This is a genomic window from Cereibacter sphaeroides 2.4.1 (assembly GCF_000012905.2).
In the GTDB taxonomy this organism is placed as follows: Bacteria; Pseudomonadota; Alphaproteobacteria; order Rhodobacterales; family Rhodobacteraceae; genus Cereibacter_A; species Cereibacter_A sphaeroides.
This window is the reverse complement of sequence record NC_007493.2, coordinates 2,873,732-2,895,255: the sequence shown is the minus strand read 5'-3', so window position 1 is coordinate 2,895,255 and position 21,524 is coordinate 2,873,732. Positions and strand designations below refer to the sequence as shown.

The 21,524-nt window shown below is 70.7% G+C and carries 16 protein-coding genes; 8 read left to right on the top strand and 8 right to left on the bottom strand.

What is annotated here, in order from left to right; genetic code table 11:
* Positions 1–37 precede the first annotated feature (37 nt).
* The 8 genes from dapD (at position 38) to RSP_RS14010 (ending at position 10,280) form a co-directional block, all read left to right on the top strand.
* On the top strand, positions 38–862 hold the full coding sequence (gene dapD / locus RSP_RS14045; RefSeq protein WP_002721542.1) for a 2,3,4,5-tetrahydropyridine-2,6-dicarboxylate N-succinyltransferase: 825 nt from the start codon (positions 38–40) through the stop codon (positions 860–862).
* A gap of 128 nt (positions 863–990) precedes the next feature.
* Complete coding sequence (locus tag RSP_RS14040) at positions 991–1,809, top strand: DUF421 domain-containing protein (RefSeq protein ID WP_011338738.1); 819 nt, start codon at positions 991–993, stop codon at positions 1,807–1,809.
* The gene (locus tag RSP_RS14035) at positions 1,733–2,065 is read left to right on the top strand and encodes a hypothetical protein (protein WP_011841891.1); all 333 of its coding nucleotides are present in this window, start codon (positions 1,733–1,735) and stop codon (positions 2,063–2,065) included. The genes RSP_RS14040 and RSP_RS14035 overlap by 77 nt, the downstream gene beginning before the upstream one ends.
* 52 nt (positions 2,066–2,117) lie before the next feature.
* Positions 2,118–3,260 carry a succinyl-diaminopimelate desuccinylase gene (gene dapE, locus RSP_RS14030; RefSeq protein ID WP_011338737.1) on the top strand — a complete coding sequence of 381 codons (1,143 nt, stop codon included), beginning with the start codon at positions 2,118–2,120 and terminating at the stop codon, positions 3,258–3,260.
* Positions 3,257–3,673 (top strand): GNAT family N-acetyltransferase, encoded by a 417-nt coding sequence (locus RSP_RS14025; protein ID WP_002721534.1) that lies wholly within the window; start codon positions 3,257–3,259, stop codon positions 3,671–3,673. The genes dapE and RSP_RS14025 overlap by 4 nt, the downstream gene beginning before the upstream one ends.
* Positions 3,674–3,718: 45 nt before the next feature.
* Positions 3,719–5,977, top strand: coding sequence for a ribonuclease R (gene rnr, locus RSP_RS14020; RefSeq protein WP_011338736.1), 2,259 nt, complete (start codon positions 3,719–3,721; stop codon positions 5,975–5,977).
* Positions 5,978–6,159: 182 nt separating this feature from the next.
* Positions 6,160–7,413, top strand: coding sequence for a lytic murein transglycosylase (locus tag RSP_RS14015; RefSeq protein ID WP_011338735.1), 1,254 nt, complete (start codon positions 6,160–6,162; stop codon positions 7,411–7,413).
* Positions 7,414–7,493: 80 nt separating this feature from the next.
* Positions 7,494–10,280 (top strand): error-prone DNA polymerase, encoded by a 2,787-nt coding sequence (locus tag RSP_RS14010; RefSeq protein WP_023003735.1) that lies wholly within the window; start codon positions 7,494–7,496, stop codon positions 10,278–10,280.
* A gap of 11 nt (positions 10,281–10,291) precedes the next feature.
* Here RSP_RS14010 and RSP_RS14005 read toward each other — a convergent pair whose 3' ends face one another.
* The 8 genes from RSP_RS14005 to RSP_RS13970 all read right to left on the bottom strand — a co-directional run bounded on the left by RSP_RS14005 (position 10,292) and on the right by RSP_RS13970 (position 21,508).
* The gene (locus RSP_RS14005; RefSeq protein WP_011338733.1) at positions 10,292–10,879 is read right to left on the bottom strand and encodes a hypothetical protein; all 588 of its coding nucleotides are present in this window, start codon (positions 10,877–10,879) and stop codon (positions 10,292–10,294) included.
* A gap of 3 nt (positions 10,880–10,882) precedes the next feature.
* Entirely contained in the window at positions 10,883–11,689 is an 807-nt protein-coding gene (locus RSP_RS14000) for a CatB-related O-acetyltransferase (RefSeq protein WP_002721525.1), read from the bottom strand.
* A gap of 69 nt (positions 11,690–11,758) precedes the next feature.
* Positions 11,759–13,060, bottom strand: a complete 1,302-nt coding sequence (locus tag RSP_RS13995; protein WP_011338732.1) for an HlyD family type I secretion periplasmic adaptor subunit — start codon at positions 13,058–13,060, stop codon at positions 11,759–11,761.
* A complete protein-coding gene (locus RSP_RS13990; RefSeq protein ID WP_011338731.1) occupies positions 13,057–14,778 on the bottom strand; it encodes a type I secretion system permease/ATPase in 1,722 nt (573 codons plus the stop codon). The genes RSP_RS13995 and RSP_RS13990 overlap by 4 nt, the downstream gene beginning before the upstream one ends.
* Positions 14,771–16,048 (bottom strand): glycosyltransferase family 4 protein, encoded by a 1,278-nt coding sequence (locus tag RSP_RS13985; RefSeq protein WP_011338730.1) that lies wholly within the window; start codon positions 16,046–16,048, stop codon positions 14,771–14,773. The genes RSP_RS13990 and RSP_RS13985 overlap by 8 nt, the downstream gene beginning before the upstream one ends.
* A complete protein-coding gene (locus RSP_RS13980) occupies positions 16,045–18,225 on the bottom strand; it encodes a hypothetical protein (RefSeq protein WP_011338729.1) in 2,181 nt (726 codons plus the stop codon). Before RSP_RS13980 ends, RSP_RS13985 begins: the two co-directional genes overlap by 4 nt.
* Entirely contained in the window at positions 18,222–19,463 is a 1,242-nt protein-coding gene (locus RSP_RS13975) for a glycosyltransferase family 4 protein (protein ID WP_011338728.1), read from the bottom strand. The genes RSP_RS13980 and RSP_RS13975 overlap by 4 nt, the downstream gene beginning before the upstream one ends.
* Positions 19,463–21,508 carry a hypothetical protein gene (locus RSP_RS13970; RefSeq protein WP_017139984.1) on the bottom strand — a complete coding sequence of 682 codons (2,046 nt, stop codon included), beginning with the start codon at positions 21,506–21,508 and terminating at the stop codon, positions 19,463–19,465. The genes RSP_RS13975 and RSP_RS13970 overlap by 1 nt, the downstream gene beginning before the upstream one ends.
* Positions 21,509–21,524 lie beyond the last annotated feature (16 nt).

The following is a 21,524-nucleotide window of genomic DNA, read 5'->3' as shown; positions in this document are numbered from 1 at the left end:
TTCGAGGGTAAAGAACCACGGGAAAAGGGTGATCCGCATGTCGTATTCCGCGCTCGAAGCCGCCATCGAAGCCGCCTGGGAGGCGCGCGAGACGATCACCCCGGCCACCAAGGGCGAGACCCGCGAGGCCATCGAGGCGACGCTCGAGGCGCTCGACAAGGGCAGCCTGCGGGTGGCCGAGAAGCGCGGCGCGGACTGGCATGTCAACCAGTGGGCGAAGAAGGCCGTGCTGCTCGGCTTCCGGCTGAAGGACATGGAAGTGCAGACGGGCGGCCCGCAGGCAGGGACCTGGTGGGACAAGGTCGACAGCAAGTTCGCCCAGTGGGGCGAGGCGCAATGGAAGGCCGCGGGCTTCCGCGCGGTGCCGAACTGCGTCGTCCGTCGCTCGGCCTATATCGCCAGGGGCGTGGTTCTGATGCCCTCGTTCGTGAACCTCGGCGCCTATGTCGATGAGGGCACCATGGTCGACACCTGGGCCACCGTCGGCTCCTGCGCGCAGATCGGCAAGAACGTGCACCTGTCGGGCGGCGTCGGCATCGGCGGCGTGCTGGAGCCGATGCAGGCCGGCCCCACCATCATCGAGGACAACTGCTTCATCGGCGCGCGTTCGGAAGTGGTCGAGGGCTGCATTGTCCGCGAGGGCTCGGTGCTGGGCATGGGCGTCTTCATCGGCAAGTCGACGAAGATCGTGGATCGCGAGACGGGCGAGGTCATGTATGGCGAAGTGCCCGCAGGCTCGGTCGTCGTGGCGGGGTCGATGCCCTCGAAGGGCGGCGTGAACCTCTATTGCGCCGTGATCGTGAAGCGCGTGGATGCGCAGACGCGCTCGAAGACCTCGATCAACGAGCTGCTGCGGGACTGATCCCCCCTGCGGGCCGCGCCGGCCGGGCCCCACCCGGCCGTCTTCGGGCAGGACCCGGCCGAGGAACCCGGCCCCGGGCCTCGCGTTGGGCAGCGCCGGAGTGCCGGCCGTTGCGGAGTGCCTGTATCATGGACGAGCCCGTCGTTGCCTTCGATCTCGGCCGGATGCTGCTCGGGGACGATCCGCCGCTCTTTCTCGCCGAGATCCTCGTCCGCACGCTCATCATCTACGGCTGGACGCTGCTTCTGCTGCGCTGGGTGGGCGGGCGCAGCATCGCGCAGCTCTCGATCATCGAGTTCCTGCTGGTCATCGCGCTGGGCTCGGCCGTGGGCGACGCGCTCTTCTACCCCGAGGTGCCGCTCCTTCATGCCATGCTGGTGGTGGCGGCGGTCGTGGGGATCGACAAGCTGCTCGACGCGCTCATCCGGCGCTTCCGTCCGGTGAAGCTGGCCGTGGACGGCAAGGCGGTGGCGGTGATGCGCGACGGGCGGGTGCTGACCGAAGGCGTCGCCGCCCGCAGGATCGGCATGCCCGAGCTGCATGCGCTGTTGCGGATGAACGGGATCGAGAATCTGGGCGAAGTGCGCCACGCCTTTCTGGAAGCGGACGGGCAGCTCTCGATCTTCCGGGCCGAGCCGCCGCGGCCGGGCCTCGCCATCGTGCCCCCCTTCGAGGTGGCGCCGCCGGTGCCGGTCGCGCCGGGCGAGCATCCCTGCTGCCTCCATTGCGGCCGGCTCTTCGCGCCCCGGCCCCTGAAGGACGAACCGGAGCCCTGTCCCGACTGCGGAGAGCTGCGACGCACGCGCGTCTCCCTTGCACGGGGCGGCGATTCCTGCGAACCGGTCGCGGACACCCAAGGAGGGATGCCGCATGACGGAAGAGAAGAAACCGAAGCGGCCGCAGCAGGTCTTCACGCTGGTGATCGAGGTCGGGCGCTGCGCCGGTGACGGGCTGCCCAAGGGCGCGACCGGCGCGGCGCTGATGTGCTACGCAAGCGGCGTGGACGAGGCCGAAGCCGTGCGCGAGACGGTGGCCCTGCTCAAGACCGCCGACATGGCGCCGCTCGATGTCTCGGGCTACGGCACGCTCGAGGAGCGTTTGGCCAACGGCGACGAGATCGACGCCGAAGAGCGCGCGCTGATGCAGCGGGCGCTGGCCGAGAACTCGGTCGTCGTGGCGCAGGTGACGCCGTTCTACGACTGAGCCTGTCTTTCGGGGCGCTCGCGTCCCGCACCATTCTTCTCCGGAGACTTCCATGCCCATCGATCCCGTCGCGCTGACCGCCGATCTCGTCCGCTGCCCCTCGGTCACGCCCGAGGAGGGCGGCGCGCTCGACCTGATCGAGCGGATCCTGAGCGGGGCGGGCTTCGACTGCACCCGCGTGGACCGCAACGGGGTGCCGAACCTCTTCGCCCGCTGGGGCCGGAAGGGCGCGAACCGGACCTTCGGCTTCAACGGCCATACCGATGTGGTGCCGGTGGGCGATGCCGCCGCCTGGACCCGCGATCCGTTCGGCGGCGAGATCGCCGACGGCTGGCTCTGGGGGCGCGGGGCCACCGACATGAAGTCGGGCGTCGCGGCCTTCGTGGCAGCGGCGGTCGATTTCGTGCAGGAGACCCCGCCCGACGGGGCGGTGGTCCTGACCATCACCGGTGACGAGGAGGGCGACTCGACCGACGGCACGGTCGCGCTTCTCGACTGGATGGCGGCGGAGGGCGAGGCCATGTCGGTCTGCCTCGTCGGAGAGCCCACCTGCCCCGAGCGGCTGGGCGAGATGATGAAGATCGGCCGCCGCGGTTCGATGACGGCCTTTTTCACCGCCCGCGGCGTGCAGGGCCATTCGGCCTATCCGCATCGGGCGAAGAACCCGGTCGCCGCGCTGGCGCGGCTGATCGATCGGCTGTCCTCGCACGATCTCGACTATGGCACCGAGCATTTCGATGCCTCGACGCTGGCCGTGACCACCTTCGACACCGGCAACCCGGCCACCAACGTGATCCCGGCTCTCTGCCGCGCGACGGTGAACATCCGTTTCAACGATGCCCACAGCGGTGCGAGCCTGACCCGCTGGCTGGAGGAGGAGGCCGCCCGCGTCGCGGCTGACACCGGCGTCGAGATTGCGCTCAGCGCCAAGATCTCGGGCGAGAGCTTCCTCACGCCGCCGGGCGAGCTTTCCGAACTGGTGGCCCGCGCGGTCGAGGCCGAGACCGGCCTGCGGCCCGAGCCCTCGACCTCGGGCGGCACCTCGGACGCGCGCTTCGTGCGCGCCCACTGCCCGGTGGTGGAATTCGGCCTTGTCGGCAAGACCATGCATCAGGTGGACGAGCGTGTCGAAGTCGCGCAGATCGAACCGCTGAAGGCCATCTACCTCCGCATTCTGAAAGACTATTTCGCATGAAGATCGAGCGGACCGACGATATCGAGGCCTGCCGGGCGCTGCGGCGCACCGTCTTCATCGAGGAGCAGGGTGTTTCCGAGGCCGAGGAGATCGACGATCTCGACGGCGAGGCGATCCATCTGCTGGCTACCGATGCGGGCCGCCCGGTGGGCACGGCGCGGCTCCTCGTCCGGGGCGAGACCGGCAAGATCGGCCGGGTCTGCGTGCTGGCCCATTGCCGGGGCACGGGCGTCGGCGCCGCCCTCATCCGGGCCGCCGTAGCCGAGCTTCGGGGCGAGCCGGGCCTGCGCCAGCTGAAGCTCGGCTCGCAGAGCCATGCCACCGGCTTCTACGAGAAGCTGGGCTTCCGGCAGGTGGGCGAGGAATATCTCGATGCGGGCATCCCCCATCGCGACATGGTGCTGGACCTCTGAGGCTTTGCGGATGACGGCTCCCGCGGCGCGTGCTAGGCGAGAGCGATGGACCAGCTCCCTTCGAAAGCCCAGATCCTCGACTGGATCGCCCAGAATCCCTCCCTTTCCGCGAAGCGCGACATCGTGCGTGCCTTCGGCATCAAGGGGAGTGCCGCGCGCATCGAACTGAAGCGCCTCCTGCGCGAGATGGAGGCCGAGGGCGCGCTGGAGAAACGCAAGCGGACCTTCACGCCGCAGGGTGCCTTGCCGCCCGTGTCGGTGCTCGAGATCGTGGGGTCCGATGCGCAGGGCGACCTGTTCGCGCGTCCGCTGGAATGGGCGGGCGAGGGCGAGCCGCCGCGCATCCTCTTCGTGGCCAAGAAGGGCGATCCGGCGCTGGCGCAGGGGGAGCGCATCCTCGCACGGCTGACCGAGGTCGAGGGCGAGGATGAGGGTCACACCCACGAGGCGCGCCTGATCCGGCGGCTCGGCGGATCGAAGCCGAAGATCCTCGGCATCTTCCGCGCCAGCGACGACGGCGGGCGGATCCTGCCCATCGACAAGGGCGAGGACAAGGAATGGCGCGTGGCCCGCGACGGGGCGGCCGGGGCGCGCGACGGCGAACTGGTCGAGGCCGAGCAGGCCGGGCCGCGCCGCCTCGGGCTGCCGCTCGCGCGGATCACCGCGCGGCTGGGCGATCCGGCAGGCCCGCGCGCCGTGTCGCTGATCGCGATCCACCAGCATGGCATTCCCGACAGCTTCCCCGATGCGGTGCTGGCGGAAGCCGAGGCGGCGGGCCCTGCGCCCATGGCCGAACGCGAGGATCTGCGGCATCTGCCCTTCGTCACCATCGATCCGGTCGATGCGCGCGACCGCGACGATGCGGTTCTGGCCGAGCCCGATCCCGATCCGCAGAACCCGGGCGGCCACATCCTCTGGGTGGCCATCGCCGATGTGGCTCATTATGTGCGGCCCGGCTCGGCGCTCGACCGCGAGGCGCGGCGACGGGGCAACTCCACCTATTTCCCGGACCGCGTGGTGCCGATGCTGCCCGACGCGCTGTCGGGCGATCTCTGCTCGCTGCATCAGGAGGTGGACCGGCCCTGCATGGCGGTGCGGATGCGGCTCTCGGCACAGGGCGAAAAACTTTCCCACCGCTTTACGCGTGGGATGATGCGCTCGCGCGCGAGCCTGAACTACGCGCAGGTGCAGAAGGCGCAGGACGGCGAGCCGGACGAGACGACGGCGCCGCTGCTCGAGACGATCATCCGCCCGCTCTACGAGGCCTACGCGGCGCTCAAGCAGGCCCGCGCCCTGCGCCAGCCGCTCGAACTCGACCTGCCCGAGCGCAGGATCGAGCTTTCCGACGAGGGGCGGGTCCTGTCGGTGGCCTTCCGCGACCGGTTCGATGCCCACCGGCTGATCGAGGAATTCATGGTGCTGGCCAATGTGGCCGCCGCCGAAGAGCTCGTGCGCCTGCGCCGGCCGCTGCTCTTCCGTGTCCATGAGGAGCCGTCGGCGGACAAGCTCGAGGCGCTGCGCGAGGTGGCCGAGGCCTCGGGCTTCACGCTGGCCAAGGGGCAGGTGCTGAAGACCGCGCATCTGAACCGGCTGCTGGCGCAGGCCCAGGGCACCGAGTTCGACGAGCTGATGAACATCACCACGCTGCGCTCGATGACCCAGGCCTATTACCATCCCGAGAACTTCGGCCATTTCGGGCTGGCCCTGCGCAGCTACGCCCATTTCACCTCGCCGATCCGGCGCTACTCCGACCTGATCGTGCATCGGGCGCTGATCCTTGGGCATGGCTGGGGCGACGACGGGCTGTCGGCGCAGGATATCGAGATGCTCGAGGAGACGGCCAAGCAGATTTCCGATACCGAGCGGCGCAGCATGGCGGCCGAGCGCGACACGACCGACCGCTATCTCGCCTCCTGGCTGTCGGACCGGGTGGGGGCGGAGTTCACCGGCCGGATCTCGGGCGTGCAGCGGTTCGGACTGTTCGTGAAGCTCGACGAGAGCGGGGCCGACGGGCTGATCCCGATCCGCTCGGTGGGCCGGGAATTCTTCCACTTCGATCCGGAAAGCCAGACGCTGATGGGGTCGGACACCGGCCTCGTGCTGGGCATCGGCCAGCGGGTGACGGTGCGGCTGGCCGAGGCGGTGCCGCTGACCGGCGGCCTCATGCTGGAGCTGCTGACGGTCGAGGACCGCGGGCTGCCCGCGCCGAAGCGCCGCCGGGGCCGGTCCGCGCCGCGCAAGCCGGGCCGGGAGGCGGCCAAGGCCGGCAAGGTCAAGCGGCGGGTGTTGCGCACGCGCCGCTGACGGCGGTCTTCATGGCCGGGGCGGGGGGCCTTCCGCCCCCCGTGCCCCCCGAGGATATTTTTCCAGAGTGAGAGACAGGGCCGGTCGAGCCCTTGTTATCGGGGCGGGGCGGCTCCGCTCTTTGCGGGTGAGGCTCGTCGCGCTAGGGTTGCCGGAACGACAAGAGCAGGCGGAGGCAGGGGATGCGGACGTTCCTTCTGGGACTGGGCCTGGCGCTGGCGGCTGCGCCGGGGATGGCCGATCCGGTGACGGTGTCGCAGCGACCGGCGGCACGGGCGGAGGCGGCGGTGACGGAGGCGGAGCGGGCGGCGCAGGCGGGGCTGGAGGCCTGGGTGATCCAGTTCCGGCCGCGGGCGCTGGCCGCAGGCATCCGGCCGGCGACCTTCGCTGCCGCCTTCCGGGATCTGCGCTACGATGCCGATGCGGTGGCGCGCGATCGCAATCAGGCCGAATTCAACCGCACGCTGTGGGATTATCTCGATTCGGCTGTGTCCGAGACGCGGATCGCGGGCGGGCGGGCGGCTCTCGTGCAGCATGGGGCGCTCCTCGGGCGGATCGAAGCGCGCTATGGGGTGCCGAAGGAGATCGTCGTGGCGGTCTGGGGGATGGAGACCTCCTACGGGACGCGACGGGGCGATCATCCGCTGGTGGGGGCGCTTGCGACGCTTGCCCATGACGGGCGGCGTGCCCGCTTCTTCGAGGAGCAGCTGATCGCGGCGCTGAAAATTCTCGACAATGGCGATGTGCGCCCCGAGGCCATGACCGGCAGCTGGGCGGGGGCGATGGGCCACACCCAGTTCATGCCGACCTCGTATCTCGACTTCGCGGTGGATTTCACCGGCGATGGGCGGCGCGACATCTGGTCGGACGATCCGTCGGACGCGCTGGCCTCGACGGCGGCCTATCTGGCCAAGTCGGGGTGGCGCAGGGGTGAGCCCTGGGGCGTCGAGGTGCGTCTGCCCGCGGGCTTCGACTTCGCCCAGAGCGGCAAGAGCCTGCGCCAGCCGGCCGCCCGCTGGGAGGCGCTGGGGGTGCGACGCGTCGACGGGTCGCCGCTGCCGGCAGGAGAGGCGGCCCTTCTGCTTCCGGCGGGGGCGCAGGGAGCGGCCTTCCTGATCTATCCGAACTTCCGTGCCATCGCGCGCTACAATCCTGCGGATGCCTATGTGATCGGCGTGGGCCATCTCGCGGACCGGCTGAAAGGCGCGCCGGCCATCGCGGGGGGCTGGCCGCGCGGCGACCGGGCGCTGGCCTCGGCCGAGCGGACCGAGCTGCAGCGCCTCCTGACCGCGGCGGGCTTTGACACGGGCGGAGCCGACGGCATGATCGGTCCGAACACGCTTTCCGCGCTGCGGGCCTGGCAAGCAGCGCGTGGTCTGGTGGCCGATGGCTATGCCAATGAAGCGGTCCTGAACCGGCTGCGCGAAGGGGCCTGACCGGCACCGCGCGAGGGGACTCCCCTTTCGCGACACAGCCGAGTATGTTCCGGGTTCGTTCAAGCGACTCGGGCACTGCCATGCCGTTCGTGGAACTGTCGGCCACGTCGAATTTTACCTTTCTCACGGGCGCCTCGCATCCCGAGGAGCTGATGCGGCGCGCCGCCTCTCTGGGCTTGCCCGCGCTGGCGATCGCCGACGAGAATTCCGTCGCCGGCATCGTGCGCGCCTATGGAGAGGCCAAGGAGATCGCGCGCGAGACGGGCAGCGCCCCGCGCCTCATTCCGGCCGCGCGGATCGTGGTGCGCGAGGGCATGAGCGTGACCGTCCTGCCGCGCGATCGCGCCGCATGGGGCCGGCTCTGCCGCCTGCTCACCCTCGGACGGAGGGCCGCGCCCAAGGGCAGCTGCGACCTGGGCTTTGCCGATCTTCTTGCCCATGCCGAGGGACAGGAGATGCTGCTCCACCCGCCCGCGCGGTCCTCGGGGGGCTGGCAAACCCTGGCCGCGAGGCTGGCCGCGGCCTGCCCGGGGCGGGTCGCGCTGATCCTGGCCCCCCATTATGCAGGTCAGGACCGTGTCCGGTTCGAGCGGCAGGCTCTGCTCGCCGCGCGGCTGGGGATCCCCACGGTCGCCTCTGGTCTGCCGATCCTGCATCACGGGGCGCGGCGGCGGCTGGCCGACGTGCTGACCGCGATCCGCCTGGGCTGCCGGGTGGACGAGCTGGGCCGCCGCGCGCTCGTCAACGGCGAGCAGCGCCTGAGGTCGGAGGCCGAGATGCTGCGGCTCTATCCGGGGCACGAGGAGGCTGTCTTCCGCAGCGCCGAGATCGCCGGGCGGCTCGACTTCTGCCTGAGCGAGCTGCGCTACGAATATCCGTCGGAGATCTCCAAGGGAGAGAGCCCGGCGGATCGGCTGGCGCGGCTGACGCGCGAGGGCCTCGTCTGGCGCTTTCCCGCAGGCGTGCCCGAAAAGATCGCGGCCCAGGCGCGGCACGAACTGGAGCTTATCGGCAAGCTCGGCTACGAGCCCTATTTTCTCACCGTGAATGATATCGTCCGGTTCGCGCGCGACCGCGGCATCCTGTGCCAGGGCCGGGGATCGGCGGCCAATTCCATCGTCTGCTATGCGCTGGGGGTGACATCGGTCGACCCCGAGGTGGGCACCATGGTCTTCGAGCGGTTCGTGTCGGAGGCGCGCAACGAACCGCCCGACATCGACGTGGATTTCGAGCATGAGCGGCGTGAGGAAGTGATCCAGCACATCTACAGCCGCTATGGGCGGGACCGTGCCGGGCTCTGCGCCACGGTCATCCATTATCGCGGCAAGCGGGCGGTGCGCGAGGTCGGACGGGCGATGGGGCTGAGCGAGGACACGCTGACCGCCATGGCGAGCCAGATCTGGGGCTGGGGCGGCCCCGGCGCCCTGACCGAGCGGCGCCTGCGCGAGATCGGTCTCGATCCGAACGATCGGCGGCTCTGGCTGGCCCTGCAGCTCATCGACGAGATCCAGGGCTTTCCGCGTCATCTTTCCCAGCATGTGGGAGGGTTCGTCATCACCGAAGGTCGGTTGGACGAGCTGGTGCCGATCGAGAATGCGGCCATGGAGGGTCGGACCGTCATCTGCTGGGACAAGGACGACATCGACATGCTGGGCATCCTCAAGGTGGATGTGCTGGCGCTGGGGATGCTGACCTGCATCCGCAAGGCGTTCGATCTGATCGAAAGCCACCACCACACCAGCTACACGCTCGCCACCCTGCCGCGGGACGATTCCCAGACCTACGACATGCTGTGCCGCGCCGACTCCTTGGGTGTCTTTCAGGTCGAGTCGCGCGCGCAGATGAACTTCCTGCCCCGGATGCGGCCCCGCTGCTTCTACGATCTGGTGGTTCAGGTGGCGATCATCCGGCCGGGTCCGATTCAGGGTGACATGGTCCATCCCTACATCCGCCGCAGGAATGGGCAGGAGGATCCGCATCTTCCCTCCGATGCGCTGGGCAAGGTTCTGGGCAAGACGCTGGGCGTGCCGCTCTTTCAGGAGCAGGCGATGCAGATCGCCATCATCGGGGCGAATTTCTCGCCGGAAGAGGCCGACCGGCTGCGTCGCGCGCTTGCCACCTTCAAGAAGCACGGCAACGTGACGGAACTGAAGGAGCGCTTCATGAACGGGATGCTGGCCAACGGCTACGATAAGGACTTCGCCACCCGCTGCTTTTCCCAGATCGAGGGCTTCGGCTCCTACGGTTTTCCCGAGAGCCATGCGGCAAGCTTTGCCCTGCTGGTCTATGCCTCCGCCTGGATCAAGTGCCATCATCCCGGCATCTTCGCCTGCGCGCTGCTGAATGCGCAGCCGATGGGGTTCTATGCGCCGGCGCAGATCGTGCGGGATGCGCGCGCCCACGGGGTGATCGTGCTGCCGCCCTGCATCAACGCGAGCCTCTGGGACAATGTGATGGAGCGCGACAGAGAGGGCCGTCTCGCCCTGCGGCTCGGGTTCCGCCAGATCAAGGGAGTAGCCGAGGAGGAGGCGCAGTGGATCGTGGCGGCGCGGGGCAATGGCTACCGCGCCGTGGAGGATATCTGGCGGCGGGCCGGGGTTCCGCCTGCAACCGTGACCCGTCTGGCCGAGGCGGATTGCTTCGCCGCCCTGGGGCTGACACGGCGCGAGGCCCAGTGGCAGGCCCGCGCCCTGTCGGGTGACAGGCCGCTGCCGCTCTTTGCAGGGGACATGGACGGCGAGGGGATCGTCGAGCCCGAGGTCGTCCTGCGGGAGATGACCTTGGGCGAGGAGGTGGTCGAGGATTACGTCTCCTTCCGTCTGAGCTTGCGCTCGCATCCGATGGCGCTTTTGCGCGAGCTGGTCTAGCGACGCGGAGGTCACAGCGACATCACCGAGAGCGTGAGGGACAGGAGCGCCAGAGCGAGGGCGGCGAGCGACAGAAGGCGCAGTCCCCAGCCGGTGGGCGGGACGGGATCCGGTTCCGGCCAGAGGGTTTCCATCCGGAGCTGGGCCCGCTCCACGCGCTCGGCAAGGGACTGCTGCGCCTCGAGCAGCGCACGGCAGGCGGCCACCTCCTCCAGCAGGCGCGCCAGAGCCCTCTGCTCGCCGCTCGGTTCGAGAACCCGGCTCAACGGCTGGAGGATCGCTTCCGTGCCGTCCGCCGCCATGGCCCGGACGGAGACCGTGAACTCCATCCCCTCCATGAGCGGTGGATCTATCGCAGCACCGAACCCGTAGAGCCCGCTGCCGAACCGGTTCGCCTCGAGGTCCCGGCGCCGCCGATTTGCGGGAACGCTGGCGATGCGTTGGCCTTCGCGGCGGATTTCGACAGTGACAGACGCCCCGGGATCGCGCCGGTCGATGACCCAGCCGGCGATCCGGTCCCGCCTGAGGACGTCGACGACCCCATAGAGCGGAGAGACCGCCTCCTTCGCCTTGTCCGGAACGGGGTCCGCCAGCGTCATCGGTCAGCTCGCCCGGGCGAGGGGACGCGGGAACCGGGCCGCGAGCCGCGCCGCCAGCCCCAGCGGTTCGGCCAGGTCGGCGGGCGTGACAAGGGGCGCCTCATAGGGTTTGATCGCTCCCTCGGCGATGCGATCCTCGATCACATCGAGCGCGCGGGCAACGTCATCGAACGGGGCTGCGAACAGGTCGTAGATCGAATAGCGCCACCATTCGACGGCCAGAAGCCGCTCGATCAAGGGCTCGGGCACGCGGGTCCGTACCACGCGCCCGGGCGTGCCCAGCACGATCGAATAGGGGGGCACGTCCTTCGTCACCGTGGCGCGCGCGCCGATGACGGAGCCATGGCCGATCCGCACGCCCGATTTGATGAAACAGCCCTGACCGATCCAGACATCATGGCCGATCTCGGTGATGGGGCAGCTTCTGGTGAAGGGCCGTTTGCCGGCGCGGATCTCGGCGGCGCGGTCGGGGGCTATCAGCTCGTCCCAGCCGTAGACCTGCGGCCAGTAGGAGGTGCGCGAGGTGGTGAGCCAGCTGGTCGGATGTTCGTGGACTCCGATGATCGTGCCGGCGGCGATGGAGCTGTAGCGGCCAATGTGGACATTGTTGAGCGTGCCGCCCGACAGGCTGCAAAAGGCGCCGACCTGCAGTTCGGCGCCCGAGACCACCGTGCCGATGATGGTGGTGGGGGCCTCGATCCACGAGGTCTGGGTGAGGGTCTTGACCTCGCGCAGGCCGGGCAGGCGCAGCCCGACCTCGGCCAGGCGAGCGAAATCCGCGTGCTTCAGGTCGAAGGGGATCTGGGCCATCGATTCTCCTTTCAGGCTCGGCTTCGCGGCTTCAGCCTAACGGCCATCCATTGACGGTGGGTGAAGCGCTCAGGGATCGTGCAGGGCGCCGCGCAGGTGGCGGAGGATCGGCTCGAGCAGATAATCCCCCGCCCGCCGTTCGCCTGTGCTGACCGACACTTCGACCGGCATTCCCGCGCTGAGCCGCACCCAGTCGGGCTGCTCGGCAAGCGACTCGGGATCGAGCGTCACCCGAGCCTCGAAATAGGTCGTGCCGTCGCGCGGATCCTCGATGAGATCCGGCGAGACGAAGGAGACCTGCCCGCGGACGACCGGCGCCAGGGCGCGCCGATAGGCCGTCAGCCGCACCCGCGCCAGCCCGCCCTTGCGGACGTTGTCGATGGCCTCGGGCGGCACGCGCATCTGGATCACGAGGTGATCGAGATCGGGCACGATCTCCATCACGGCCGTTCCGGAGCCGATCACGGCGCCGGGCGTCACGGTGGGTACCTCGACCACCAGTCCCGCCTGTGGGGCCCGCAGCGTTCGACGTTCGAGCACGTCGCGCGTGGCGCGGATCTGGGCCTCGAGCCCGGGAAGCTGCCTCCCGGCAGCGGCGAGCTGCTCGGCCACCTCGGCCAGACGCAGCTGACCGGCGGTGGAGCGATCCATCCGGGCCCGCTCGACATCGGCCCGCGCCGCCCGGGCAAGAGCCAGATATTGCTCGCGCGTTCCCGTCAGCGTCGTGATGTTGCGATCGAGTTCGACGAGTTTCTGGCGCGGACTTGCGCCCCGATCGACCAGCGTCACGAGGTCGGCCCGCTCCGCCCGCCAGCTTTCGATCTGGAGATCCGCAGCCCGCGCCTGTGCATCGTTCGCCGCTCCCTGAGCGATCAGAAGCTCGATCTGGCGGTCGAGCGATCCGATCCGGTCGCGGTGCGCATGGAGGCGGCTCTGAAAGAGCCGCAGCTGCGCGGCCGTCCGCTCGGCGTCGGGACCCGGCGCCGTGGCGGGATCGAGGACCCTGGCGCCGGCGGCTTCGGTCCGCAGGCGCCAGATGTCGAAGAGCAGCCCCTCCCGCTCGGCCTCGAGCTGGATCAGCCGCTCGCGGTCCTGGACGGTGGCGAGCTGGGCTACGGGCTGACCGGCGGCGACCCTGTCTCCCGGCGCCACCAGAAGCCGCTCAAGGAGGCCGCCCTCGAGGTTCTCGACGGTCTTGCGGCGGCTTTCGGCCAGGACGACGCCCTGGGTGATGACCGCACCGTCGAGCCGGGCGTAGACCGCCCAGCTGCCCAACGATACGGTGAGGGACAGGATGAGGACCAGCGCCGCCTGAAAGATGGGGCGGTAACTCGGGGGAGCAGGGTCGTCCCAGGAGCCGGCCGCGCTCATGAGCACGCCTGCGCAACCGGGACCGGGGCGGGGCGTCGTTGCGGTCCGATGGCGGCCATCACCTCTGCCCGAGGCCCGTAATGGGTCACGGCCCCTTCGCGTAGCACGAGCAGCCGGTCGGCCTTGGCCAGCACCGACATCCGCTGCGCCACCACGAGCACCGCCGCGCCGCGCGCCCGCGCCTGCTCGACGGCCGAGACCAGCGCGGCCTCGCCTTCCGCATCGAGGCTGGCATTCGGTTCATCGAGCACGAGAAGCTGCGGGTCGCCGAAGATGGCCCGGGCGAGCGCGATCCGCTGGCGCTGTCCCCCGCTCAGCCGCGCGCCGGCATCGGCGAGCCGCGTGCCGTAGCCCCTCGGAAGGCGGCCGATCAGCTCGTGCACGCCGGCCTGCCGGGCGGCGGCGATCACCTCGTCCATCGGCGCGTCCCGGAAGCGCGCGATGTTGTCGCGCACGCTGCCGTCGAGCAGAAGCGGCTCCTGCGGCAGATAGCCCACCGCCCGTCCGAAGCTCGTCCGTTCGTGGAGAAAGGTGCTTTGTCCGTCGAGGAAAAGACCGCCGGCGCTGGGCGGCCAGAGACCGACCGTCAGCCGCGCGAGCGTCGATTTGCCTGCGCCCGACGGGCCGATGACGCCGAGGAGCTCGCCGGGTTCGATGCGGAACGAGACGTTGCGCAGAAGGGGCAGGTCTTGGCCCGCAGGGATATAGGTGACGCGGTCGGCCACCAGCAGCGCGCGCCCGACCGGCGCGGGCAGGGACGAGCGGGGGCTGCCGCCTTCTCGCAGGAGGCGCCGCAGATGACCGTGCGCCTCGGCCGCATCCATCCATTGCCGCCAGCCGTCGATCAGATGCTCGAACGGCAGGAGCAGGCGGGACATGATCGCCATCGCCGCCACGATGGTGCCGATGGTGGCGGCCTGATCGACGACAAGGGTCGTGCCGGTGCAGATCACGGCGATCTGGATGGCGGTGCGGAGGAAGCGCGCCAGCGAGGACAGGGCCTTGGCCCGCGCCTGCCCGCGATCGGCGGCCGCGAGCGACCGCGCCTGAGCCCTTCGCCAGCGCCGGGCGATGTCTGGCAGCATTCCCATGGCCGCAATGACTTCGGCGCTGCGCAGGGCGGTCGCGGTCTCGGCCTGCACGCTGCCGCCCGCCGCGAGCGCGCTGGCCACGGGGCGGCGGGCGAGGATCTCCGTCACGATGCCCGTCCCGGCCAGAGCGGCGGCCCCGCCGAGACCGATCAGGCCGTAGGCCGGATCGAGGGCGAAGAGAACCAAGAGGAGGACCGGAGTGAAGGTCAGGTCGATCGGCAGCGCGATGGCCCCGCCCGCGAGGAAGCTGCGGAGGTCGGCCACGGCGCGCATCCCCTCGGCCGCAGCGGTGGGGCCGCCACGGAGCGCGGTCTCGACGGCTGCCACGAAGACGGGCTGGCCGAGCTGTCCGGCCAGCCGCGCCGCGAGGATCGCGAAGATCCGGGCCCGCAGCACGTCGAGGACCGCGCCGAAGACGAGCAGGATCGCGACCAGCCCTGTGAGGGCCACCAGCGTGTCGAGATTGGCGCTGCCGATCACCCGGTCGTAAACCTGCGCATTATAGAGCGGCAAGGCGAGGTGGAGGAGATTCACGAAGAAGCCCACAAAGGCTGCCGCCCCCGCCCCAAGAGCTGCCTCGCGCAGGATGAGCCGGTAGAGGCCGGCCGGTTCGGCGGGGTCAGCCATGGTTCGCGCCCGCCGTCCCCTGCCGGGTGAGCAGCCGCTCGAACAGCCGGGCATGCTCGCGCGCGGCGCTTGCAGCATCGGTCGGCGGCTCGATGCCCGCTCGCAGCCTGTCCCAGAGAGCCGGGTCCCGGAGGGCGCGCATCATCGTCTCGGCCAGACTTTCGGGGTTCGAAACGCGGAAATGCAGCCCGTCGATCCCGTCCCGCACCTTCTCGGCCATGCCGCCGATGTCGGAGGCGATGATCGGCCGCCCGTGGTGGAACGCCTCCTGAATCACGACCGGCGCATTCTCCCACCAGGTCGAAGGCACGATGGTCCAGTCCACTTCGCGCATGAGATGGGGCAGGTCTGCGCTCTTGTAGGAGCCCATGAAGCGCAGGCGGCGCCCCGCCATGCGGAAGAGGTTGCGCACCTGGGTCTGGAACTCCTCGGGCTGGTGCTCGAGATTGCCGCCGAAGATGTAGAGGATCGCGTCGCCCCAGATCCGGTCGGGGATGCGGGTCACCGCCTCGACCAGCACCTTGATGCCCTTGAACGGGTTGAGCTGGCCGAAATAGGCGAAGCGGTTGCGTGGCCTTCCCTCCGCCAGCGGCCGGGGCGGGGCGACGGGCCCGCCCTCGAGCCCGTTCTCGATCATCACCAGTTTCTGCCGCGGCAGCCCCCAGTCCTCGAACCGCGTCAGCAGGAAGCGGCTCGGGCTGACGAAGGCATCGACACGGTCGAAGAAGCTCTTGATGAAGAGCTCGCGCCGCTTCATGGCCGCGGCCCCCAGCTCCGGGAAGCAGAGGCCGCAGTCCGACGCCGAGGCGCGCAGGCAGAGCGAATGGCTGCGGGCCTTGATCATCTGGCCGTGGTGGGCGCAGATCGGCAGATATTCGTGCAGGGTCATCACGATGGGCACCGGGCCGAGCGCCCGGCGCACCGAGGCGATGGCCTGGATGCCGAAGCCCATGACATGGTGAAAATTCACGACGTCTGGCCTGAGGTCGGACAGGAACCGCTCGAAATGGCGCATCAGCCCATCGAGATCGGTCGTGCCCAGATGAAACCAGTCGTAGTCGCCGGTCCAGAACAGCGTCTCGTCCGGGGCTTGTCCGAGCGACATGAGCGGCGTCGCATCATGCCGCGCGACCGGCGGACCGACGCCCGCCATGTAATGCGCCTGCCATCCGGGCAGGCTCTTCAGCCCGGTGAAGAGATTGTGCGAGGCGACCTGCGCGCCGCCGATCGAGAAGGCGGGGTGGGCGTGACTCAGGACGAGCGCTTTCAAGGGCCGAGCCTTTCCCTGGCGCGCGCGGCGATCAGCGCGCCATCCACCTTTGCCATCAGGGTGGTGAAGGAATCGTTCCTGTCCGAAGGCTCCTGCAGTGCCCAGAAGGTGACCGAGCCCGAGCACCAGGTGCCCGACCCCGTGGCATGGAGCCGGTCGGCGAGATCCCGGTGCGCCATCCGGTCGCCGAAGAGCCGCCCGGTCAGTCCGCCCGCGGCCTCCAGCGCGGCGCGGCCGACGAGCGCGATCTCGGCGGCCCCGAAGCCCGTGCGGCGGGGGCGGCCCTGTGCCAGCCAGGCCGCGGGATAGCCGAGCTGCGGGCAGATCGTCTGCGCCCCCGCCCCGTGCTCCTCTCCGCCGCCGAAGCAGATCGAGCCGTCCTCATAGACGAGGCGCGGCGAGACGAGGCCCGGGGGCTGCGCCCATTGCGCCTCGCGGAGAAGCCGGGCCAGCCAGTTGCTGCTGGAGGGCAGCGCCGAGGGCTCCCACAGCAGGAGGTGGGAGCCGCGGCTGACGGCGATCCCGCTCTCCATCCGCGCCAGCAGGCTCTCGCTCTCGGGCACCAGAAGAAGCCGGCCGGAGAGGCCGTAGAAGCGGAAGGCCTCATCCAGCCGCTCGGCCAGCCCCTGCGCCGCCCGCGATGTGCTGACGAGCGTCAGGTCGAGAGCGGCGGCCTCGGGCGTGCCGGAGAGGAGGGCGAAGACGGGCTGAAGCTGGGCGAGGGTCCGGAACGGCATGACGGCCGCGATGTCGCGCGGCGGCGCCTCGGCCCCAAGGGGCACCGTCGCCCTGCGCCGGGCGATTGCGCGCGGCGGCGTGGCGGGCAGACCCGCGAGGAACGGCGCCAGCACCCGCTCGACCAGCGGGCCCAGGGCCGGATCCTCGGGTGAGATCGGGGCCAGCAGCGCAGGCAACCGCTCGCGGCCGGCAAGCGGCGTGATGGCGATGGGGCGAAACAGGCAGGAATTGTCGTCGAGCACGAGCTCGAGATAGACCTCGGCTCCCTCGACCTTGGCGCGGGAGGCGGGCGCGTAGGCCACGAAGCCGTGCATCGTGTCGCGCGGGTCGAGCAGGTTCGCGAAGCGCGGATCGCGGGCGAAGCCCTCGTGCAGGTCGGGCCGGGGCATCGCATGCCAGCGATCCTGCAACGGCGCGTAGAGATTGGCGTCGCTCTTCAGGATCACCCGCTCGACCCGGGACAGGGGGTCGAGCAGCCAGCCCATGGCGAGGAGCCCGCCATCGGGCGCCTGATAGATCGCCTCGAAGGCGGCAGCGATGGGCAGGGTCGTCGCCGAGAGCGTATCGCTTCCCGGATAGCGCGGCCGGCAGATCCGTCGCAGCGCGCGCCGCGAGCTCTCGGGCCCCGACAGGCGCGGCAGCATCCGGGCCACATGCGCGGAGGCCACCGATCCGCTCAGATGCTGGACCGACCCGCGGACCAGCTCGAGCCGCCGGAACTCGCCTTCGGTGTCGAAGATCAGCGCCTGTACCGCCTCGTGATCCTGTCCGCGCCAGTCGCGGCAGTAGAGCGCGATCCCCTGGCCCGGCGGCAGGATGTCGTTCCGGGCGAAGGCTGCGATCTCGGCCTCGCAGAAGGAGAGGTCTCCGTCGAGCTTGGCGATCCGGCTGCGTCCGGTGCCGAGACTCATCGCCCAGCCTTGCGCGAAGAGGCCGTCGGTCTCGGGCGTGGCGAGGATCTCGATGAAGCCGTCGGGCAGCGCGGCGGCCTGCAGGAACCCGGCCGCGAAGGCCCGATGCGCGCGGGCCTCGGCGGGTGGCAGGGCGGGATCGGCCAGCAGCGCCCGAAGGAGGAAGGCCAGCACCTCCCGCGGCATGAGGCCCGCTTCCCGAACGAACTCCGCAAGCGCCTCCGGCGCGATCTCGATCCGGCGCGGCGTCTCGATCCGCGCCGCCTGACCGTCGGCACCGCGCAGGGTGGCCCGCTCGCACAGCGCGGCCTCCACGAGGGCCAGGCCTGCGAAGCCTGCGTGGTGCGCCCAGACCTCGGCCTGCCAGGCCGCTTGACCGCCCGACCAGTGTGCGTGGCCTGCGCGCGGCAGATCCTCGGTCGAGGTCAGGCCAAGGAGACTGCGCCCCCCGGGCAGGACGAGCGAAAGCCGGACCTCGGCCACGGTGGCGGAGCCGGGAAGAAGGAAAGAGCCGTCTGCCGGGGTCATGCCGCGTGCCTCCCCTCCAGAAGGGTCCGATAGAGATCGAGATGGGCGTCCACGAAGCGCTCGTGGCTGGTGCGGGGCTGCGCCGCCGCGAGCCGCGCCCAGAGATCGGCATCCCCCGCAGCCGTGCGCAGCGCCTCGGCAAGGGCCGCGGCATCTCCGGGCGGAACGAGGAGGCCGGTCTCGCTGTCCTTGACCATCTCGGCCATGCCGCCGATGCCCGAGGCGATGACCGGCCGTCCCGCGGCCTGCGCCTCGAGGATCACGAGCGGCGCATTCTCCCACCAGAGCGAGGGCACCACGACCCAATCCACATCGGCCATCCGGCTGGCCAGCGCGGCCCGGTCATAGGGACCGGGGTGCTGGGCGAGGGGGCGTGCCGCCGCCAGCGCCGTCTCGAACGCCGTGCGGAAGGCCGGCTCGGGATGGCGCAGGCCGCCGTGGAAGGCGAGCCGCAGCTCCGCGCCCTCGGCCTTCAGCTGCGCCGCCGCCTCGAGCAGGGTCAGCACGCCCTTGTGCAGGGCGAGCGTGCCGAAGAAGGCGAAGCGGTCCCGTCGCACCCGCGGCTTGTCCTGCATCAGCGCGAGCGGAGCCACCGCGTTCGGCATGAGCTGCAGCTTCGTCGCGGGCAGGCCCCAGTCGAGGAAGCGGTCCTTCAGGAAGCGGCTCGGGGCAAGGAAACAGTCCACGCCCTGCAGCAGGGTCGCGAGATAGGTCTTGCGCAGGGCGTGCCGGTCGGCGCCGAGCTCCGGAAAACAGGCGCGGCAGCTGTCGGGCCGGGCGCCGCGGCAGCGGGATCCGTCGGGGCGGGTGAGCAGCAACCCTTCGTTCGGGCAGATGATCTGATAGTCGTGCAATGTCATGACGATGCGGGCCGCCGGGGCGAAGCGGCGAAGAGCCGGCAGGATCTCTGCCCCGATCCGGTCGAGCCCGTGCAGATGGACCACATCGGGCGCAGCATCGGTCAGAAGGCGCCGGACCGATTCCAGCCAGCGCAGCCCGTCGTGCCGCTTCATCAGGAACCGGTCGTAGCCGCCGGTGCGCAGCACCATGTCCTCGCCGAGATGGCCGAGGCTGCCCGCCATCGCCTCGGGCCGCTGAAGCGAGGTCGCGGCCGCAAGGAAGCGCGAGTCGAGGCCGCGGCGCGACAGGGCGCGATGCAGGTCATGCGCCACGATCTCGGTGCCGCCGCTCGTCCAGTCGGGATGATCGTGCGCGATCTGCAGGATGCGGAGCGCCATCAGAGGCCCTCCGCCGCGGGGAGCGCCTGCCGCCGCAGCTCCTCGCCGCGCAGGGCTTCCGCGAACCCCGTGGGATGGGCGGTGCCTCCGAAGCGGCGGAAGGGGTGGCTCACGCGGAAGGGCGAGGCTGTGCCTGCGGCGCGATCCGCCGCGGCCAGTTCGGCGAGGGCGGGGGCGAGGTCAGCATGACCCGTGGCCGAAGCGAGAAGCCGCATCACCCCCGCGCGGGACAGTCCCGCAAGCTCGGGCGACGGGAAAGAGGTGGAGGTCCCGGCGAGACGTCGCGCGGGCAACCCGTCGAGGGGCCGCAGGAGCCCTTCCGCACCGAGATCGAGGGGTCCCTCCCAGACGGCGCCTTCATGATCGAGAACCGCCCCTGCGGTGACGAGGGCCGGCGTCTCCTCCAGATGCCGGAGCCAGTCTTCGAGCCACCCCGGGGTCGCCGGCAGGACGGTGGCCCCAAGGAGAAGGAGCGGCCCCTCGATCAGGGCCGCCGCCGCCCGCAGCACCTCGGCCGGATGGGCCCGCGCATCGTGCAGGACGAGGCGGTGCGGCAGGTCGTGGAGCGCCGCCGCCGCCGCCGCCGCGTCGCGCATCCGGGCAGCCGCGGGTCCTTCGGGAAGGGTGAGGAGGATCTCGGCCTGCCAGCCGCCGGCCCCCACCGCAGCGGCACGGGCGGAGATCAGATCGGGATGGGCGCCCGCCGGGGCGATCAGGGCGATCCGACCTGTCCGGGGGGATCCGAACCGCTGGACCAGCACCGGGATCCGGCGCGGAGCACGGGCGCTGCGGATTGCGGCGAGCACCCGCGCAGGGTTGACCTCCGGCGGGCCCGAGATGCGGTGCCAGGCCTGCCAGACCTCGGCGAAGCCGTCCGGTTCGCTGCCGTCGAAGGCTGCGGGCTGCACCGTCGCCATGGTCGTGATCCGTCCCGAGCCGAGCACCATCTGGATGCGGCAGGGGGCCGCCTCCGCCTCGAGCGGCGCGAAGCCCGCGCACAGGCCCGTTCCAGCAGGGCCGCGGTGCAGATCGAGATCGAGATGCCGGCCGGCAATTTCGAGCCGCAGGGTGCGGACCAGCCGCTCGGGATCCTCGAGCCGAAAGGCATAGAGCAGGCCGCCCGGGGCGACGCAGAGGGAGCGGACAGCCAGCCGCACCGGCAGGTCGGGGCGCTGCATCTCGGCCAGAAGCGCCTGCGCCGCCGGGTCCCCCGCCGCGGCCGAGCGCACACGGCCGAGCGCCCAGGCGCGGATGGCGGGGCTTCGACCGTTGAGCCACGCGGTCATGGGCGCCGCAGCCTTGTTGGGAGCCGGCAGCCGCACCGGATCGGGGGTGAAGATCACAAGGTCCCCTTCCGCGCGGGCGGCGGGCGGCAGGTGGAGATGCAGCAGGCCCCCGTCGCTCCGTGCGTCGCAACCGGCCAGCCGCCCGATCTGCCGGCCGAGCGCCACCACCGGCGCCCCCGGCGCGGGCGGCTCGGCCCAGGCGTGGCTTCGGATGGCATGGCCCGCCCCGAAGGCCGCGGCGCCGAGCGGCCGCGCCACGGGCACCGCGCAGAGGTCGAGCATCCGCTGCGCCAGCGCCGCCAGCTCGGCGCCATGACCCGAGAACAGCGAGGCGGCGGTGGTGAGAAGCATCTTCAGGAATCGGGTCCGGCCGCTTGCCGCCAGCCCCTCGACCAGCGCGGGCAGGGGCCTGAGCGGGGGCTGAAGCCATTCGGACCGTGCCTCGGCCCGGGGCACGCCGTCGAGGGTCAGGAGCAGGTCGCGCGCAAGGAGTTCCGGCATGTCCTGCGTAAAAAGAACGAGATGGCGCAGACCGCCGCGTTCGAGCGGCAGGGCCGCAGACAGCGAGGGCGACGGCACCGGACGGCCATCGAGCGTCACTGCGAGCCGCGGGCGCCGCCCGCCAGCCGGGGGCGCATCCAGATAGATCGCGGCCAGGCCGGTCGAGAGCGGCACGATCCGCAACTCATCCAGCGGACGGGGAGGGCACGCGATGGCCGGCGCGCGCGCCTCGCCGAAGGCGTCAGGTCTCATGTTCATGGCAGCCGTCCGGTTC

What these genes read in the sequence shown, in the direction of transcription:
- RSP_RS13990 (WP_011338731.1), bottom strand. Translation starts at nt 14,778, where the DNA reads ATGGCTGACCCCGCCGAACCGGCCGGCCTCTACCGGCTCATCCTGCGC.
- RSP_RS13980 (WP_011338729.1), bottom strand. Translation starts at nt 18,225, where the DNA reads ATGACCCCGGCAGACGGCTCTTTCCTTCTTCCCGGCTCCGCCACCGTG.
- RSP_RS14040 (WP_011338738.1), top strand. Translation starts at nt 991, where the DNA reads ATGGACGAGCCCGTCGTTGCCTTCGATCTCGGCCGGATGCTGCTCGGG.
- RSP_RS14000 (WP_002721525.1), bottom strand. Translation starts at nt 11,689, where the DNA reads ATGGCCCAGATCCCCTTCGACCTGAAGCACGCGGATTTCGCTCGCCTG.
- RSP_RS14015 (WP_011338735.1), top strand. Translation starts at nt 6,160, where the DNA reads ATGCGGACGTTCCTTCTGGGACTGGGCCTGGCGCTGGCGGCTGCGCCG.
- RSP_RS14005 (WP_011338733.1), bottom strand. Translation starts at nt 10,879, where the DNA reads ATGACGCTGGCGGACCCCGTTCCGGACAAGGCGAAGGAGGCGGTCTCT.
- RSP_RS14025 (WP_002721534.1), top strand. Translation starts at nt 3,257, where the DNA reads ATGAAGATCGAGCGGACCGACGATATCGAGGCCTGCCGGGCGCTGCGG.
- RSP_RS13975 (WP_011338728.1), bottom strand. Translation starts at nt 19,463, where the DNA reads ATGGCGCTCCGCATCCTGCAGATCGCGCACGATCATCCCGACTGGACG.
- dapE (WP_011338737.1), top strand. Translation starts at nt 2,118, where the DNA reads ATGCCCATCGATCCCGTCGCGCTGACCGCCGATCTCGTCCGCTGCCCC.
- RSP_RS14035 (WP_011841891.1), top strand. Translation starts at nt 1,733, where the DNA reads ATGACGGAAGAGAAGAAACCGAAGCGGCCGCAGCAGGTCTTCACGCTG.
- RSP_RS13995 (WP_011338732.1), bottom strand. Translation starts at nt 13,060, where the DNA reads ATGAGCGCGGCCGGCTCCTGGGACGACCCTGCTCCCCCGAGTTACCGC.
- RSP_RS13970 (WP_017139984.1), bottom strand. Translation starts at nt 21,508, where the DNA reads ATGAACATGAGACCTGACGCCTTCGGCGAGGCGCGCGCGCCGGCCATC.
- RSP_RS14010 (WP_023003735.1), top strand. Translation starts at nt 7,494, where the DNA reads ATGCCGTTCGTGGAACTGTCGGCCACGTCGAATTTTACCTTTCTCACG.
- rnr (WP_011338736.1), top strand. Translation starts at nt 3,719, where the DNA reads ATGGACCAGCTCCCTTCGAAAGCCCAGATCCTCGACTGGATCGCCCAG.
- dapD (WP_002721542.1), top strand. Translation starts at nt 38, where the DNA reads ATGTCGTATTCCGCGCTCGAAGCCGCCATCGAAGCCGCCTGGGAGGCG.